Source organism: Bradyrhizobium sp. GW821-FHT13H06, from assembly GCF_058803975.1.
Genome location: NZ_JBXAPN010000012.1, coordinates 130,246 through 145,361, shown reverse-complemented (window position 1 = coordinate 145,361; position 15,116 = coordinate 130,246). Strand labels below are relative to the sequence as shown.

Annotated in this window: 15 protein-coding genes; 8 read left to right on the top strand and 7 right to left on the bottom strand. The window is 64.8% G+C overall.

Annotation, left to right across the window (positions count from 1 at the left end):
• Positions 1 to 98: 98 nt before the first annotated feature.
• Positions 99 to 1,172: a tartrate dehydrogenase gene (locus AC1RQP_RS34705; protein ID WP_492941702.1), complete on the bottom strand. Its 1,074-nt coding sequence runs from the start codon at positions 1,170 to 1,172 to the stop codon at positions 99 to 101.
• A 153-nt stretch (positions 1,173 to 1,325) separates the two neighbouring features.
• On the opposite strand from AC1RQP_RS34705, the gene AC1RQP_RS34700 reads away from it, so the two are divergent.
• From AC1RQP_RS34700 to AC1RQP_RS34690, 3 genes are all read left to right on the top strand, one after another.
• Positions 1,326 to 2,102, top strand: a complete 777-nt coding sequence (locus tag AC1RQP_RS34700) for an SDR family oxidoreductase (RefSeq protein WP_492941700.1) — start codon at positions 1,326 to 1,328, stop codon at positions 2,100 to 2,102.
• A gap of 121 nt (positions 2,103 to 2,223) precedes the next feature.
• Positions 2,224 to 3,642 (top strand): amidase, encoded by a 1,419-nt coding sequence (locus AC1RQP_RS34695; protein WP_492941698.1) that lies wholly within the window; start codon positions 2,224 to 2,226, stop codon positions 3,640 to 3,642.
• Positions 3,643 to 3,652: 10 nt separating this feature from the next.
• Positions 3,653 to 4,303: an aspartate/glutamate racemase family protein gene (locus AC1RQP_RS34690; RefSeq protein WP_492941696.1), complete on the top strand. Its 651-nt coding sequence runs from the start codon at positions 3,653 to 3,655 to the stop codon at positions 4,301 to 4,303.
• On the opposite strand, the gene AC1RQP_RS34685 is transcribed toward AC1RQP_RS34690, so the two are convergent.
• Positions 4,300 to 4,947: a TetR/AcrR family transcriptional regulator gene (locus AC1RQP_RS34685; RefSeq protein ID WP_492941694.1), complete on the bottom strand. Its 648-nt coding sequence runs from the start codon at positions 4,945 to 4,947 to the stop codon at positions 4,300 to 4,302. The genes AC1RQP_RS34690 and AC1RQP_RS34685 overlap by 4 nt on opposite strands.
• Before the next feature lie 137 nt (positions 4,948 to 5,084).
• On the opposite strand from AC1RQP_RS34685, the gene AC1RQP_RS34680 reads away from it, so the two are divergent.
• Genes AC1RQP_RS34680 through AC1RQP_RS34660 form a run of 5 tightly spaced genes read left to right on the top strand, consistent with a single transcriptional unit; the run spans position 5,085 to position 9,834 of the window.
• On the top strand, positions 5,085 to 5,294 hold the full coding sequence (locus AC1RQP_RS34680; protein ID WP_239622240.1) for a ferredoxin: 210 nt from the start codon (positions 5,085 to 5,087) through the stop codon (positions 5,292 to 5,294).
• Between the two features lie 50 nt (positions 5,295 to 5,344).
• On the top strand, positions 5,345 to 6,565 hold the full coding sequence (locus tag AC1RQP_RS34675) for a cytochrome P450 (RefSeq protein WP_492941692.1): 1,221 nt from the start codon (positions 5,345 to 5,347) through the stop codon (positions 6,563 to 6,565).
• A 34-nt stretch (positions 6,566 to 6,599) separates the two neighbouring features.
• Positions 6,600 to 7,922, top strand: a complete 1,323-nt coding sequence (locus tag AC1RQP_RS34670) for an MFS transporter (RefSeq protein WP_239622238.1) — start codon at positions 6,600 to 6,602, stop codon at positions 7,920 to 7,922.
• A 3-nt stretch (positions 7,923 to 7,925) separates the two neighbouring features.
• Positions 7,926 to 8,585 carry a sulfite oxidase-like oxidoreductase gene (locus AC1RQP_RS34665; RefSeq protein WP_492941689.1) on the top strand — a complete coding sequence of 220 codons (660 nt, stop codon included), beginning with the start codon at positions 7,926 to 7,928 and terminating at the stop codon, positions 8,583 to 8,585.
• Between the two features lie 25 nt (positions 8,586 to 8,610).
• A complete protein-coding gene (locus AC1RQP_RS34660) occupies positions 8,611 to 9,834 on the top strand; it encodes a bifunctional alpha/beta hydrolase/OsmC family protein (protein WP_492941687.1) in 1,224 nt (407 codons plus the stop codon).
• A 2-nt stretch (positions 9,835 to 9,836) separates the two neighbouring features.
• Here AC1RQP_RS34660 and AC1RQP_RS34655 read toward each other — a convergent pair whose 3' ends face one another.
• The 5 genes from AC1RQP_RS34655 to paaE all read right to left on the bottom strand — a co-directional run bounded on the left by AC1RQP_RS34655 (position 9,837) and on the right by paaE (position 15,093).
• Positions 9,837 to 10,916 carry a YeeE/YedE family protein gene (locus tag AC1RQP_RS34655; protein WP_492941685.1) on the bottom strand — a complete coding sequence of 360 codons (1,080 nt, stop codon included), beginning with the start codon at positions 10,914 to 10,916 and terminating at the stop codon, positions 9,837 to 9,839.
• A gap of 115 nt (positions 10,917 to 11,031) precedes the next feature.
• The gene (locus tag AC1RQP_RS34650; RefSeq protein ID WP_492941684.1) at positions 11,032 to 12,036 is read right to left on the bottom strand and encodes a quinone oxidoreductase family protein; all 1,005 of its coding nucleotides are present in this window, start codon (positions 12,034 to 12,036) and stop codon (positions 11,032 to 11,034) included.
• A 51-nt stretch (positions 12,037 to 12,087) separates the two neighbouring features.
• On the bottom strand, positions 12,088 to 13,419 hold the full coding sequence (gene paaK, locus AC1RQP_RS34645; RefSeq protein ID WP_239622233.1) for a phenylacetate--CoA ligase PaaK: 1,332 nt from the start codon (positions 13,417 to 13,419) through the stop codon (positions 12,088 to 12,090).
• 40 nt (positions 13,420 to 13,459) lie between these two features.
• Entirely contained in the window at positions 13,460 to 13,909 is a 450-nt protein-coding gene (gene paaI, locus AC1RQP_RS34640) for a hydroxyphenylacetyl-CoA thioesterase PaaI (RefSeq protein WP_239622232.1), read from the bottom strand.
• A gap of 101 nt (positions 13,910 to 14,010) precedes the next feature.
• Positions 14,011 to 15,093, bottom strand: a complete 1,083-nt coding sequence (paaE, locus tag AC1RQP_RS34635) for a 1,2-phenylacetyl-CoA epoxidase subunit PaaE (RefSeq protein WP_239622231.1) — start codon at positions 15,091 to 15,093, stop codon at positions 14,011 to 14,013.
• Positions 15,094 to 15,116: the final 23 nt, after the last annotated feature.

Below are 15,116 nucleotides of genomic sequence, written 5' to 3'. Positions count from 1 at the left end.
GGGTGGGCAAAGCGAAGCGTGCCCACCACTTCTGATCGGTTCTTCCGCGATAGAAGAGGTGGGCACGGCGCTTCGCGCCTTTGCCCACCCTACGAAGGTCAATCCACCATATCCGCAACCGCTTTGCCGCAGGCCGTGGTGTCGGCGTTGCCGCCGAGATCCTTGGTGCGCAGCGTGCGTTCGGCCAGCGTGCGCTCGATCGCCTCGACAATCGACTTGCCGGCTTCCTTCTCGCCGAGATGCTCGAGCATCATCGCGCCGGACCAGATCGCGCCGATCGGGTTCGCAATCCCCTGCCCCGCAATATCGGGCGCCGAACCGTGCACCGGCTCGAACACCGAAGGGAAATCGCCCTCGGGGTTGATGTTGCCCGATGGCGCGATGCCGATGGTGCCGGTGCAGGCCGGGCCGAGATCGGAGAGAATGTCGCCGAACAGATTGGAGCCGACCACGACATCGAACCAGTCCGGATGCAGCACGAAGTTCGCCGTCAGGATGTCGATGTGGTACTTGTCCCACTTCACGCCCGGAAACTTCCTGGCCATCGCCTCCACGCGCTCGTCCCAATAGGGCATGGTGATGGAGATGCCGTTCGACTTCGTCGCCGAAGTCAAATGCTTCTTCGGCCGCGACTGCGCGAGTTCGAAAGCGAATTTCAGGATGCGATCAACGCCGATGCGGGTCATCACCGTCTGCTGGGTCACGAACTCGCGGTCGGTATCGGGGAACATGCGGCCGCCGACGGAGGAATATTCGCCTTCCGTGTTCTCGCGCACCACCCAGAAATCGATATCGCCGGGCTTACGGCCCGCCAGCGGCGACGGCACACCGGGCATCAGCCGCACCGGGCGAAGGTTGACGTACTGGTCGAACTCGCGGCGGAATTTGATCAGCGAGCCCCACAGCGAGACGTGATCCGGGATCTTGGCCGGCCAGCCGACCGCGCCGAAATAGATCGCATCGTGCTTGCCGATCTTCTCCTTCCAATCATCGGGCATCATCTGGCCGTGCTTCTCGTAATAGTCCCAGGACGAGAAGTCGAAATGGTCGAGATGCACGGAGACGCCGTGCTTCTTCGCCGCCGCCTCCAGAACGCGCAGGCCCTCCGGCATGACTTCCTTGCCGATGCCGTCGCCGGGAATGACCGCGATCCGGTATTGTTTCTTGCTCATCGAGAACGTCCCTTTTTGGTCCGGCAGCCGCCGCGTTTTGATCGCACTGCAATGGACCAAAGTCGCTGATGGTGCAACGCTGCACTGCAATGTTGACCATGGCGCGGCCGAGCGCCTACTGATTTGATCCTGTTCCCATCCCGCGAGTACCTCATGGATCTGCATCTGCGTGGCAAGCGCGTCCTGATCACCGGCGCGTCCAAGGGCATTGGCGCGGCCGCCGCCGAGGCGTTTGCCGAGGAAGGCGCGCATCTCCTGCTCGCCGCCCGCAGTGGCGAGGCGCTGAAGGCGCTGGCCGACCGCCTGCGCTCCGCACACCAGATCGACGCCGCAACGAGCATCGTCGATCTGCGCAAGGAGGAGGACGTGGCGCGGCTGGCGAAAGAAGCCGCCGACATTGACGTGCTCGTCAACAATGCCGGCGACATCCCCGGCGGCTCGATCGACACGATCGACGAGGCGACCTGGCGGCACGCCTGGGAATTGAAAGTGTTCGGCTACATCAACCTGACGCGGCATATCTATGCGCAGATGAAGGCGAAGGGCGGCGGCGTCATCGTCAATGACATCGGCGCGGCCGGCGAAAAATTCGACGCCAACTACATCTGCGGCAGCGCCGGCAACGCCGCGCTGATGGCGTTCACGCGCGCGCTCGGCGGCAAGAGCCTCGCCGACAACATCCGCGTCGTCGGCATCAATCCCGGGCCCGTCGGCACCGACCGCCACGTCACCCTGCTCAAGACGCGGGCGAGCCACCAGTTCGGCGACGAGAGCCGCTACAAGGAGTTCCAGAAGAGCCTGCCGCTCGGCCGCCCTGCGCATGCGCGCGAGATCGGCGACCTCATGGCGTTCCTGGCGTCGGATCGCTCCGGCTACACATCGGGCGTGATATATACGGTGGACGGCGGCATCAGCGCGGGGTGGGGTTAACTCGATCCTCGTCAATGCGAGCGCAGCGAAGCAATCCCGGAATGCATCCGTGGTGGGAAGTCTGGATTGCTTCGCTGCGCCCGCAATGACGAAACCAAGAATGGGCACAGGAGTAAGATAATTGTCTCAAGACCTGATCCGCGAAACCGCATGCGCGGTCGTCGACAAGCTGCGGTCCGGCGACGTCTCGCCGCTCGAACTCCTGGATGTGCTGGAAAAGCGCATCGGCGAGGTCGACGGCAAGGTCAACGCGCTGCCGATACTGTGCTTCGATCGCGCGAGGACCAACGCGAAAGCGCTGATGCAGAAGCCGGCCGGGGCGCGCGGGCTGCTCGCAGGCCTGCCGGTGCCGATCAAGGACCTCACCGACGTCGCGGGCGTGTTGAACACGCAGGGCTCGCCGATCTTCAAGGACAACATCCCCGCGAAATCCGACCTCATGGTCGAGAACCTCGAGGCGAACGGCGCGGTGGTCTACGCCAAATCCAACACGCCGGAATTCGGCGCCGGCGCCAACACCTTCAACGAGGTGTTCGGCGCGACGCTCAATCCGTGGGATACAACGAAATCGGCAGCGGGCTCCTCCGGCGGCGCGGCCGTGGCGCTGGCAACCGGCATGGCTTGGCTCGCGCAGGGCTCCGACATGGGGGGCAGCCTGCGCAACCCGGCGGCCTTCTGCGGCGTCGTCGGCATGCGGCCGAGCATCGGCCGCGTCGCGCATACCCCGAAGTCGGGTATCGATCGCAATCTCGGCGTGGTCGGCCCGATGGCGCGCAACGTCGAGGATCTCGCGCTGCTGCTGGATGCCATGAGCGGCGACTATGCGGACGATCCGCTGTCACTGTCCGCCCCCGCGACCTCGTTCCTCTCGGCGGCAGAGGCTGGCAAGAAGCCGAGGCGCATCGCCTATTCACCCGATCTCGGCATCACGCCGGTCGATCCCGAAGTGAAGGCGATCACGCGCAAGGCCGCGGAGCGCTTCGCGGAAGCCGGCGCGATCGTCGAGGAGGCCCATCCCGACTGGCGCGAGGCGCATGAATGCTTCCACGTGCTGCGCGCGTTCGATTTCGCGATCACCAAGGCCAACCTGCTGCGCACGAAACGCGACATGCTCAAGCCCGAGGTGATCTGGAACATCGAGGAAGGCCTCAAGCTCACCGTCGATCAGCTCGCGCGCGCCGAGGCGCAGCGCGTCGGCATGACTGCGCGGGCGGTCGAGTTCTTCAAGACCTACGATCTCCTGCTGGTGCCGACGACGATCGTGCCGCCCTTCCCGATCGAACACCGCTATGTCGCCGAATGCGCGGGCAAGAGATTCGAAAATTACGTCGAGTGGCTCGGCATCGTCTACGCCATCACGCTCGCCTGCTGTCCCGCGCTCTCGCTGCCGTGCGGCTTCACGGCGTCCGGCCTGCCGGTCGGCGTGCAAGTCGTCGGCGCACCGCGGGCCGACGCACAGGTGATCGCCGGCGCGAAGGTGCTGGAGGATATTCTGGGCCTGCGCGGCACGACCCCGATCGATCCGAAGGTGAGCAACTGACATATACCTGATGACGAAACCGCCTCGCATCGCCCTCATCCATGCGCTCAAGCACTCCATCGCGCCGATCGAAGCGGCATTCGCGAAGGCGTGGCCCGAGGCACGGCTGATGAACCTGCTCGACGACAGCCTGTCTGCGGATCTGGCGCGCGATGGCGCACTCACCGATGCCATGACCGAGCGCTTCCTCGCGCTCGGCGATTACGCAGCGGCGACAGGAGCGGATGGAATCCTGTTCACTTGTTCCGCGTTCGGCCCCTGCATCGAGGCAGTCGCGCGCGCACATGCGTCGATGCCGGTGCTGAAGCCGAACGAGGCCATGATCGAACGTGCCGTAACCATGGGTGAGCGCATCGGCCTGCTCTCGACCTTTCCGCCGACGCTGGCCTCGATGCCGCCAGAGTTCCCTGCCTCCGTCCAGATCGTCCCGAAACTGGCCGAGGGCGCGCTGGCCGCGCTCGATCGCGGCGACCGGGCCACGCACGACCGGCTGATCGCGGAAGCATCTCGCGATTTGCGCGACTGCGACGTCATCGCGCTCGCGCAATTCAGCATCGCCGCGACTGCGCCGCTGGTTGCGGAGGCCACTGGCCGCCCGGTCGTGTCGACGCCGGACAGTGCCGTCGACAAGATGATGAGTCTGCTGAAGGCGAAGGCTTAGGCGCCGGCCTTTGTCCGGCGCCGCGCATCCTTGATCGCGACGGCGAGCGCAGCCTTCGTCTCGTTGACGAAATCCTCGACCAATTCCTCACGCGTGGCATGCGCCGCCTCGCCGGTGAACAGGCCCTGCTCGGCCAGCATCACCACCCCATGCAGCGCGGCCCAGATCTTGAGCGCCTGCCGCTCGCGCAAGTAGCCGACCGCCGGGGCCTCCAGCGCCTCGATCACGAGCGCAAAGGTCTCCCGCGTCGCCTCGTGCAGCTCGCTGCCCTTGGCCGCGCAGGACACGGTGCGCGAGGCGAACATCAAGCGGTAGATGCCATTGCGGCGCAGGCCGAAATCGAGCGTCGCTTGCGCGAGGCGCGAGAGTTTCGACTGCTTCGACGGCTTTGCCATCGCCTCGCGCAGAATCGCGGAGAGTTGCCGGAATGCCTCCGCCGTGACCGCCGCGAGCAGCGCCTCGCGGTCGGCAAAATGCCGGTATGGCGCCGGCTGCGAGACACCGAGCTGCCTGGCAAGCGCCTTGATGCTGATCGCCTCGGCGCCGCCCTGCTCCGCCTCGTGCAGCGCGGCCCTGATCAAGGCATCGCGAAGATCGCCATGGTGGTAGGTCTTCTCGGGCTTGCGAGCGAGTTGTGAACGCATGTTGAGGCGAAGCCTATAAGTTTGCGCTTGACAGGGGAAGCCCGCCGCGAATGTAATAGGATATAACTTAGAACAATCCCAGATGAGGAAACGCGCCGCCCTTCGGGCCTTGCGCGTACACGACCAGGGAGGCCGCAATGGCAGAGCGATTGAAGGTTCACGTCGATCCCGACAAATGCCAGGGCCATGCCCGGTGCAAGGCCCTCGCGCCGGAGCTTTTCGAGCTCGACGAATATGGCAACGCGCACGAAGCCGGCGACGGCGCCGTCCCGCCGGGGCTCGAGGACAAGGCCTGGCTTGCGAAAGCCAACTGCCCGGAAATCGCAATCGATGTGATCGAGGAGTAGCGCGGCCGCCTGCGTGCTTTCAGCGAACACGAGCCGAGGGATTCCCTGCCATGTCCGACGTCAACCAGCCCACCGCACATCCGCCCGTGACCGACTGGGTCCATGATTTCGACCACACCGATCCGCAATGGACGGAGGATCCCTTCCCGATCTGGGACGAGCTGCGCGCCGCAAGTCCCGTGGTGCACACGAAGCGCTTCCTCGGCTGCTACCTGCCCACGACCTATGAAGCCGTGCGCGAGATCGCCAACGACACCGAGCACTTCTCCTCACGCCGCATCATCGTCCGCGATGTGCGCCCCGAGGTCGCGAGGAACGGAGCCCCGCCGATCACCTCGGATCCGCCCGAGCACAAGCCGGCCAAGCAATTGCTGCTGCCGCCTTTCACCCCGGATGCGATGAAGAAGCTCGAGCCGCGGGTCCGCGCCATCTGCAACGAGCTGATCGACGACTTCATCGCCGACGGCAAGGTCGACGCTGCCGCACGCTACAGCAAATACATCCCGGTTCGGGCGATCGCGCACATGCTCGGCATCCCCGAGGGCGACAGCGATCTCTTCATCAACTGGATTCACATGATCCTCGAGCTCGGCATCAAGGACGAGAGCAAGCTGCTCCAGGCCGTGCAGGAGATGACGGCCTATTTCAGCGGCCACATCGAAGCGCGCAAGAACAAGCCCGGCGACGACCTGATCTCCTATCTGATGAACGCCAGGGACAAGCAAGGCAATCCGCTCGAGGACTCCCACGTGCTGGGCTCGCTGCGCCTGCTGCTGATCGCCGGCATCGACACCACCTGGAGCGCGATCGGCTCCTCGCTCTGGCATCTTGCGAAGACGCCGGCCGACCGCGAGCGGCTGATCGCCGAGCCCGGGCTGATCCCGACCGCGGTGGAGGAGCTGCTGCGCGCCTATTCGCCGGTGACGATGGCGCGCGAGGTGGTCAAGGAAACCACGGTCTCGGGTTGTCCGGTGAAGCCCGGCAACATGGTGCTGTTGTCCTTCCCGGCCGCGAACCGTGACCCCAGGATGTTTCCGGACGCTGACAAAGTCGTGATCGACCGCCGCGAAAACCGCCACGCGGCCTTCGGCCTCGGTATCCATCGTTGCGTCGGTTCCAACCTTGCGCGAATGGAGATGCAGGTTGCGCTGGAGGAATGGCTCAAGCGGATTCCGGATTTTCGCCTTGATCCCGCAGGCACGGTGACCTGGTCACAGGGCACGGTGAGAGGCCCCCGGCAGTTGCCATTTTTGCTGGGAAAGGCGATGTAGGCCTTCCCAGACAAAAGGAAGCGGAAGGCCGGACGTGACAGAGCAAGCAATCCAACCGGCCTCCGAGACTTTTGACGTCGCCGACGCAGAGCGGCGGATCAAGGCGATCTTCATCGGCTCCATCGGCAATCTGGTCGAGTGGTACGATTTCTACGCCTATACGGCGTTCGCGCTCTACTTCGCTCCCGCATTCTTCCCCGGTAACGACCCCGTCGTCCAGCAATTGAACGTCGCTGTCGTATTCGCGGCGACCTTCCTGATGCGGCCTCTGGGCGGGTGGTTCTTCGGCTATCTCGCCGACCATTTCGGGCGCCGAATTTCGCTCACCCTGTCCGTCGTCTTCATGTGCTTCGGCTCGCTGATCATCGCGCTGACGCCGACCTATGCCACGATCGGCTTCGCCGCGCCGGTGATCCTCGCGCTCGCCCGCGTCATCGAGGGCCTGAGCCTCGGCGGCGAATACGGCGCCAGCGCCACGTATCTCAGCGAGGTCGCCGACCCCAAGCATCGCGGCTTCTATTCCAGCTTCCAGTACGTCACGCTGATCGGAGGCCAGCTCACCGCGATCATCGTGCTGCTGCTCCTGCAAAAGGTCTTCCTCACACCGGAAGAGCTGAAGGCCTGGGGCTGGCGCATCCCCTTCGCGATCGGCGCGTTGCTGGCGATCTTCGCCGCGGTGATGCGGCGCGGCCTGCACGAGACCGAGGCGTTCGAGGAGGCCAAGAAGGTAGTGAAGCCGACCGGCTCGATCACCAATCTGCTGCGCTATCCGCGCGAGCTCTTGCTGGTCGTCGGCCTCACCGCCGGCGGTACCGCGGCGTTCTACACTTTCACCACCTACATGCAGACCTTCGTCAAGCTTTCGGTCGGGCTGACCGAGGACCAGACCACCTTCGTGATCTTCGGCACGCTGATTTTCGCGACCATCCTCCAGCCGATCTACGGCGCGCTCTCCGACAAGATCGGCCGCAAGCCGCTGCTGATTTTCTTCGGCGTCGCCGGCACGCTCGCGACCGTTCCGCTGCTGATGGCGCTGAAGGAGACGAAGTCGCCCTTCATGGCGTTCATCTTGATCTGCGCCGCCTGGCTGTTCGTCGCCGGCTACACCTCGATCAACGCCGTGGTGAAGGCTGAATTGTTCCCGACCAATGTCCGCGCCCTCGGCGTCGGCCTGCCCTATGCCATCACGGTCTCGATCTTCGGCGGCACGGCGCCGGCGATCGCGCTCTATTTCAAGAGCATCGGGCACGAGGAATGGTTCTATTTCTATCTAAGTGGCATCATCTGCCTGTCGCTGATCATCTATTCAACCATGCGCGACACCAAGCACGCCTCCGCAATGCATCGGCACGAGTAGGCCATGACCGACGAGACGCCATCCGATAGCAAGCTGACGCGCTCGAAGGAGAAGTGGGCGCGCGAAGGCCGGTTCCTCACCGGCAAGATCACGCGGCCGGAAGATCAGCGCCTGCCGCCCGGTCAGCACCTCACCAAGGACTGGCCGGTGCTCGATCTGGGCGTCGTACCGCCGGTCTCGCGCGAGCGCTGGCGGCTCGACGTCTACGGCGCGATCGAAGCTCCCGTGTTCTGGACTTTCGACGAGTTCATTACACAGAAGCAGGAGCGGTTCACCTCCGATATCCACTGCGTGACGACCTGGTCGCGCTACGACAATGAATGGGAGGGGCTCGCGACGCGTGAGCTGCTCGCGGCCTGCCAGCCGCGCGAGGATGCGCGCTTCGTCGTGTTGCATTCCTATGACGGCTACACCACCAACCTCCCACTGGAGGACTTCGCCGCCGAGGACGCGCTGCTCGCCCATAGCTGGTCGGGCCAGCCCCTGAGCGAGGAGCATGGCGGCCCGGTGCGGGTGGTGGTGCCGCATCTGTATTTCTGGAAGAGCGCCAAATGGCTCCAGGCCATCGAATTCCTGACCGAGGACGCGCCGGGCTTCTGGGAAGTCCGCGGCTATCATAACCGCGGCGATCCCTGGACCGAACAGCGCTATTCGGGCGATTAGGTTCAAGCAAGGACAGGGGAAGCCCATGCCGACCGAACGCTTTCAATTCACCGGAGAAGGCGGCCATCAGCTCTCGGCCGCGCTGGAGCTGCCTGACGGCGAGGCCGCGGCGTTCGCGCTGTTCGCGCATTGCTTCACCTGCGGCAAGGACGCGCTGGCGGCCAAGCGCATTGCGGTCGCGCTCGCCGCCAAAGGCATTGCGGTGCTACGGTTCGACTTCACCGGGCTCGGCTCCAGCGAGGGCGACTTCGCCAATTCGACGTTCTCCTCCAACGTCGCCGATCTCCTGCGCGCGGCCGATCATCTGCGTAGCATCCGCAAGGCACCGTCCATCCTGATCGGCCACAGCCTCGGCGGTGCCGCGATCCTCGCGGCAGCAGGACAGATCCCCGAAGCCAAGGCGGTTGTTTCCATCGCGGCGCCGTCCGATCCCGCCCACGTCACCGGTCTGTTCAAGGAGCATATCGACAAGATCCGCACCGAGGGCGAGGTCGAAGTCTCGCTCGCGGGACGTCCGTTCCGGATCAGGCGTGAATTCCTCGACGACATCGCCGAGCACGAGCTGATGAAGGACGTCACCGGCCTGCACAAGGCGCTGCTGGTGATGCATTCGCCTGTCGACGACACCGTCGGCATCGACAATGCGACGAAGATCTTCGTTGCGGCGAAGCATCCCAAGAGCTTCATCTCGCTCGATCATGCCGATCATCTGCTGACGAAGCCTGCCGACGCGCTTTACGCGGCCGACGTGATCGCGGCCTGGGCGAGCCGTTACATTGACGCAGCAAAGCCCGCAAAAGCTATGGATCTACCCGAGGATCCGCGAAAGGTCGTGGTGCAGGAGACCCGCAAGAGCAAGTTCAACCAGATCATCGCCGTCGGCCCGCATCACCTGGTAGCCGACGAGCCGGTCGCGGCCGGCGGCGCCGATGCGGGGCCCGGCCCGTATGACTTCCTGCTCGCCGGCCTCGGCGCCTGTACCTCCATGACCATGCGCCTCTATGCCGACCGCAAGTCACTGCCGCTCGAGCGGGTGACCGTCACGCTGAAGCATTCCAAGATCTACGCAAAAGACTGCGAAGAATGCGAGACCCGCGACGGCATGCTCGACCAGATCGAGCGCGACATCACGATGGACGGCGCCCTCGATGCCGAGCAACGCAAGAAGCTGATGGAGATCGCCGACAAGTGCCCGGTGCACCGGACGCTGACGTCGGAGATCCGCATCGTGACGAAGGCGGTGGAGTAGCCTCAAGCCGCCGGCGAGCCCGCCTCTCTTGTCGGCTTGAGAGGATGCACCCGCAGCGCACCGCGCAGGCCCGCCGCGGTGCCGAGCAGGATGCCGGCGAGCGCCACGAACGAGCCAAGCGCGAGCGTCGATACGCCCGTGAGCCCCTGCCCAATCGAGCAGCCGAACGCCATCACGCCGCCGACGCCCATCAGCGCCGCGCCGCTGCCTGAGCGCAGCATGTGACGCGGTGAGGAATAGCCTTCGAGCTTGAACCGGCCCGTAGCGAGCGCCGTCACCAGACTGCCGGCGAAGACGCCGGCCACCGTCGCGATGCCGAAATTCAGCGTCAGACCGGTCGAGAGCATGGCGTATTGGAGAGTATCCGCGATCGGCGCAATGAAGGTGAGCGAGGTCACCGGGACGGGGTTGAAGTCGTCAGCGCCGAGACAGCCGGTGACGTACCAGCCGCCGGCGACGAGCAGGCCCACGACGACACCTGCCGCGATCTGACCCGGCGAGCGGCGAAACGTTGGGTGCGCGAAGGCGAACAGCATCAGCGCGACGACTGTCGCGGCGGCGGCAAGCGCGCGCGAAAGCGGTTCCGTGAGACCGAGCATCACCAGCACGGACGGCAGCGAATTTGCGCTGACGGTCGTTTGCGAGGCCTGGACCAGCGCGATACGCGCCGGCGCGATCAGGCCCTTCAGCGTCATCTGCGCGGCAATGGCGAGCACGATCACGACGACGAAGGAGCGGAGATTGCCGCGGCCGAGCAGGACCAGCGCCCGCGAGCCACAGCCGTTCGACAGCACCATGCCGTAGCCGAACAGCAGGCCGCCGAGGAAGAGCACAGGCACTGAGAATGACTGCTGCAGGTAGATCGACTTGCCGAGATCGACCACGCCGTTGCCGGCAAGGAACTGGCTCGCAGCGATCGCAACGGCGATCGCCAGCGCATAGCTCCGCACCAGCCGCCCGTCTCCCTCCGCCAGAAGGCCGCGCATGCTGCTCATCAGGCAGAAACCGCTGAGCAAGCCGACAGCGCCGTACACAAGCCCGATGACGAGACCGGCGAGGATGACGATCTGGGTAACTTCCATCGGCTGCTCTCAGATCTCTCGACACTCTGCGTCATTGCGAGCGCAGCGAAGCAATCCAGCCTGTCTCCGCGGATGCTTTTCTGGATTGCTTCGCTGCGCTCGCAATGACGGTGGGTTACGGCTTCAGGATGACCCGGTCGCGCGAGGAGCCGGCGACGGCGACATAGGCCTCCTTGGCGCGCTCGAGCGGATAGACGGCGCTCGCCTTGATCGGGAACGGTTTCAGATGTCCGCTCGCAAAGCCCGGACCAAGGTCGCGCAGCACCGCGCCTGTGGCAGTCGACGACAGGCCGAGCGTGTCGATGCCGACATAGGTGTGCTGGCCGCGATAGAATTCGAGGATGTTGAACTGCACGATGCGGTCGACCGCGGCGATCAGGATCTGGCGGCCGCGCAACGCAAGCGATTTGTGAGCGGCATGGAAGTAGGGATCGCCGACGGTGTTGAAGACGATGTCGGCGCCTTTGCTGCCGGTCAATTCGCGCACGCGCGTGGCAACGTCAACGGCAGAGGCGTCGATCACCTCGACCGGCGTGTTGCTGTGCCCCTCATAAGCTTCCGTCCTGCGCACCACGCCGATGACGCGCGCGCCCTGCCAGGTCGCGATCTGAACCGCGGCCTGTCCGACCTTGCCATTGACGCCCATCACCAGCACGGTCTCGCCGCTCTTCGGCACGCCTGCGCGGCGAAAGCCTTCCATCGCGGTGACGAAGGGCACGCCGATGCCGGCGGCCTCCTCCCAGGACACCGTCTTCGGTTTCTCCACGACGGCGTCGGCCTCGACGACGAGATGGCTGGCATGGGTGCCGTCGCGGCGGATGCCGAGATCGCCGGACGAGCCGAACACTTCGCGCCCGACCGTGCCGGCTGGCCCCTCGATCACCACGCCGGCGTAATCGCGGCCGGGAGTCCGGGGAAACACGGCATACGGCATCAGCCCGGTCGCGGCCTTGACGTCGGACGGATTGACGGCCGCGGCTTTCACCTCGATCAGCAGATCGTTCGGACCGCGCTTGAGTGTCAGGCGCTCCACGACTGGCGCAAGCGCGGCAGCGTTTTCAGCCTTTGAGGCAAGGCGCACACAGCGCGCTTCTACGGATTTGGCATCGGCTGGCGACATGAAAAGACCCGCGATTTCTCGCGGGCCTTGTCGCCTCTGGGCGCGGTCAAGTCAATCCTTGGGGCGCTTGTCGTAGAGCCGCCTGGCCTTGCCGAGCGAGCGTTCCAGCGTGGCGGGCGCGACCACCTGCACCCTGGAGCTGATCCCGATCGTGTTCTTGATGTGGGTCGAGATCCGGTCCGCATGGTCGAGCAGACCACGGCCGTCCCAGCTTTCGGGCCGCGCCTCCGCGATGATCGTCAGCTCGTCCATGCGGCCTTCGCGAGTCAGTTCCAGGATGAAGTGGCCGCCGCACCAGTCGGTCGCGAGGAGCACCTCCTCGATCTGGGTCGGGAACAAATTGACGCCGCGCAGGATGATCATGTCGTCGGAGCGGCCGGTCACCTTCTCCATCCGCCGCATGCCGGGCCGCGCCGTGCCCGGCAGCAGTCGTGTCAAATCGCGGGTGCGATAGCGGATCACCGGAAAGGCTTCCTTGGTGAGCGAGGTGAACACCAGCTCGCCCTTTTCCCCATCCGGCAGCACCGCGCCGGTCTCGGGGTCGATCACCTCGGGGTAGAAATGGTCCTCCCAGATGTGCAGGCCGTCCTTGGTCTCGATGCATTCCTGCGCGACGCCGGGGCCGATCACCTCGGAGAGACCGTAGATGTCGGTCGCGTCCATGTCGAACGCGTCCTCGATCTCGCCGCGCATGGCGTTGGTCCAGGGCTCGGCGCCGAAGATGCCAACCTTGAGTGAGCACTGGCGCGGATCGAGCTTCTGGCGCTTGAACTCGTCGAGGATCGCCAGCATATAACTCGGCGTCACCGTGATGATGTCGGGCCGGAAGTCGTTGATGAGCTGCACCTGCCGCTCGGTCATGCCGCCGGAGATCGGCACCACGGTGCAGCCGAGCTTCTCGGCGCCGTAGTGCACTCCCAATCCGCCGGTGAAGAGGCCGTAGCCATAGGCATTGTGGATGATCATGCCGGTGCGGCCGCCAGCGGCGCGGATCGAGCGCGCCATCACCTCCGACCATGTATCGATGTCACGCTGGGTATAACCGACCACGATGGGCTTGCCCGTGGTGCCGGACGAGGCATGCACGCGCACGAGCTTTTCGCGCGGCACGGCGAACATGTCGAAGGGATAGTTGTCGCGCAGATCGGTCTTCACCGTGAACGGAAACTTTGCGAGATCGGACAGCTCACGAAAGTCGGACGGATGCACGCCGGCCTTGTCGAAGGCCTTGCGATAATGCGCGACGTTGTCGAAGGCGTGCTTCAGCGACCAGGCCAGCCGCTGCTTCTGCAGCGCCATGATCTCATCGCGCGAGGCGCGCTCATGTGCGTCCATCTCGGCGCTATAGCTACTGGCACCTTCCTTGAGCCTCGTCAGAGCCATCCTCGTTTCCCCACATTGGTTTGTTCTTTTTTCTATGGTCTTATTGATCCTGCGCCGGCAGCCACGTGCCGGGAATGACGCGCGAATGTCCGCGGAATTCCGCGATGACGGTGTCGCCCGCGGTCACACGCACGTCGTAGATGCCGGAGCGGCCGCCGCGAGTGATCTCCCGCGCCGTCGCAACGAGACGGTCGCCGAGCTTGCCCGGCTTGATGAAGGTGATCTGTCCCTGCGCCGCGACAACGCGCTCGTTGTGCGAGTTGCAGGCGAACGCGAAGGCGGAATCGGCGAGGGTGAAGATGAAGCCGCCATGGGCGATGCGCTGGCCGTTGACCATGTCCGGCCGCACGGTCATCGCAAGCGTTGCCAAGCCCGGGCCGATCTCGACGATCTCCATCCCGAGACCCTTGGACGCATCGTCCTCCGCCCACATCGCGTCAGCGCAGGCGCGGGCAATATCCTCAGGCGACAGGGCGGCTTTGACGTTCACGCGCTTCTCCGGGCCAGATGCTCGCACATGATGTTCTGCTGGTTGGCTCAAGCTGTCAAATAATGCGACGCATTTGCATTCATGGGGTCTGATCTGCCCGATCAGACATGGTCATAATCGACCACGACACGCTCCGACGATGGCTTTGCCTGGCAGGTCAGGACGAAGCCGGCCTTCAGCTCCCACGGTTCCAGCGAATAGTTGATGTCCATCGGCGCCTCGCCCTCGACCAGCTTCGCGCGGCAGGTCGAGCACATGCCGCCCTTGCAGGCGAAGGGCAGATCGACCCCGGCGCGCAGCGCGGCATCGAGGATCGCCTCATCCTCTGCGACCGGCACGTCGCGCCGCTTGCCGTCGATGATCAGCGACGCGACCGCCTTCGGCGGCGCATCCGGCGCAACGGCTTTCTTCGGCCTCGGCTTTCCGCCGAATTCGGAGACGAAGCGCTCGACGTGGATGCGTTCGTCCGCGATGCCGAGATCGCGGCAGGTCGCCTCGATCTCTTCGCTCATGCCAAGCGGGCCGCAGATAAAGACGTGATCGACGCTCCCGGCCGGCACCAGCGAGCGCAGCAGCACCCTCACCTTGTCGCCGTCGAACCGGCCATGCAGGATCGGGATGTCCTGCTCTTCGCCGGAGATGACGTGGAAGAGCGAGAGGCGATCGATGAAGCGATCCTTCAGCTCCTCGAGCGCTTCGAGGAACATGATGTTGTCGGTGGTGCGATTGCCGTAGAACAGGAAGAAGCGGCTGTCCGGCTCGCGGGCAAGCACGCCCTTCACGATCGACAGGATCGGCGTGATGCCGGAGCCGGCGGCAAAGCCGACATGGATGCGCGCGCGATCTGCCGGCGGGACCACGCCGAAGCGGCCGGTCGGCGTCATCACATCGAGCTCATCGCCGCATTTCAGCTCGTCCGCCGCCCAGGTCGAGAACGCGCCGCCATCGACTTTCTTTACGGCGATGCGGATCTCGCCGTCGTCGGGACCGGAGCAGATCGAATAGGAGCGGCGCACCTCTTCGCCATCCAGCATCGTGCGGAGCGTGAGATACTGGCCGGGCGTGAAGGCGTAATCGCCGGCGAGTTCGCCGGGAATGGCGAAGGTCATCGAGACGGCGTCGAACGCCTCCCGCCGGAGATCGTTGACGGCAAGGCGATGGAAGCGCGGTGCGGCTGCTGACATCAGAAATACCCCAGCCTGGTCTC

What these genes read in the sequence shown, in the direction of transcription:
- AC1RQP_RS34705 (WP_492941702.1), bottom strand. Translation starts at nt 1,172, where the DNA reads ATGAGCAAGAAACAATACCGGATCGCGGTCATTCCCGGCGACGGCATC.
- AC1RQP_RS34700 (WP_492941700.1), top strand. Translation starts at nt 1,326, where the DNA reads ATGGATCTGCATCTGCGTGGCAAGCGCGTCCTGATCACCGGCGCGTCC.
- AC1RQP_RS34690 (WP_492941696.1), top strand. Translation starts at nt 3,653, where the DNA reads ATGACGAAACCGCCTCGCATCGCCCTCATCCATGCGCTCAAGCACTCC.
- AC1RQP_RS34685 (WP_492941694.1), bottom strand. Translation starts at nt 4,947, where the DNA reads ATGCGTTCACAACTCGCTCGCAAGCCCGAGAAGACCTACCACCATGGC.
- AC1RQP_RS34680 (WP_239622240.1), top strand. Translation starts at nt 5,085, where the DNA reads ATGGCAGAGCGATTGAAGGTTCACGTCGATCCCGACAAATGCCAGGGC.
- AC1RQP_RS34675 (WP_492941692.1), top strand. Translation starts at nt 5,345, where the DNA reads ATGTCCGACGTCAACCAGCCCACCGCACATCCGCCCGTGACCGACTGG.
- AC1RQP_RS34665 (WP_492941689.1), top strand. Translation starts at nt 7,926, where the DNA reads ATGACCGACGAGACGCCATCCGATAGCAAGCTGACGCGCTCGAAGGAG.
- AC1RQP_RS34660 (WP_492941687.1), top strand. Translation starts at nt 8,611, where the DNA reads ATGCCGACCGAACGCTTTCAATTCACCGGAGAAGGCGGCCATCAGCTC.
- AC1RQP_RS34655 (WP_492941685.1), bottom strand. Translation starts at nt 10,916, where the DNA reads ATGGAAGTTACCCAGATCGTCATCCTCGCCGGTCTCGTCATCGGGCTT.
- AC1RQP_RS34650 (WP_492941684.1), bottom strand. Translation starts at nt 12,036, where the DNA reads ATGTCGCCAGCCGATGCCAAATCCGTAGAAGCGCGCTGTGTGCGCCTT.
- paaK (WP_239622233.1), bottom strand. Translation starts at nt 13,419, where the DNA reads ATGGCTCTGACGAGGCTCAAGGAAGGTGCCAGTAGCTATAGCGCCGAG.
- paaE (WP_239622231.1), bottom strand. Translation starts at nt 15,093, where the DNA reads ATGTCAGCAGCCGCACCGCGCTTCCATCGCCTTGCCGTCAACGATCTC.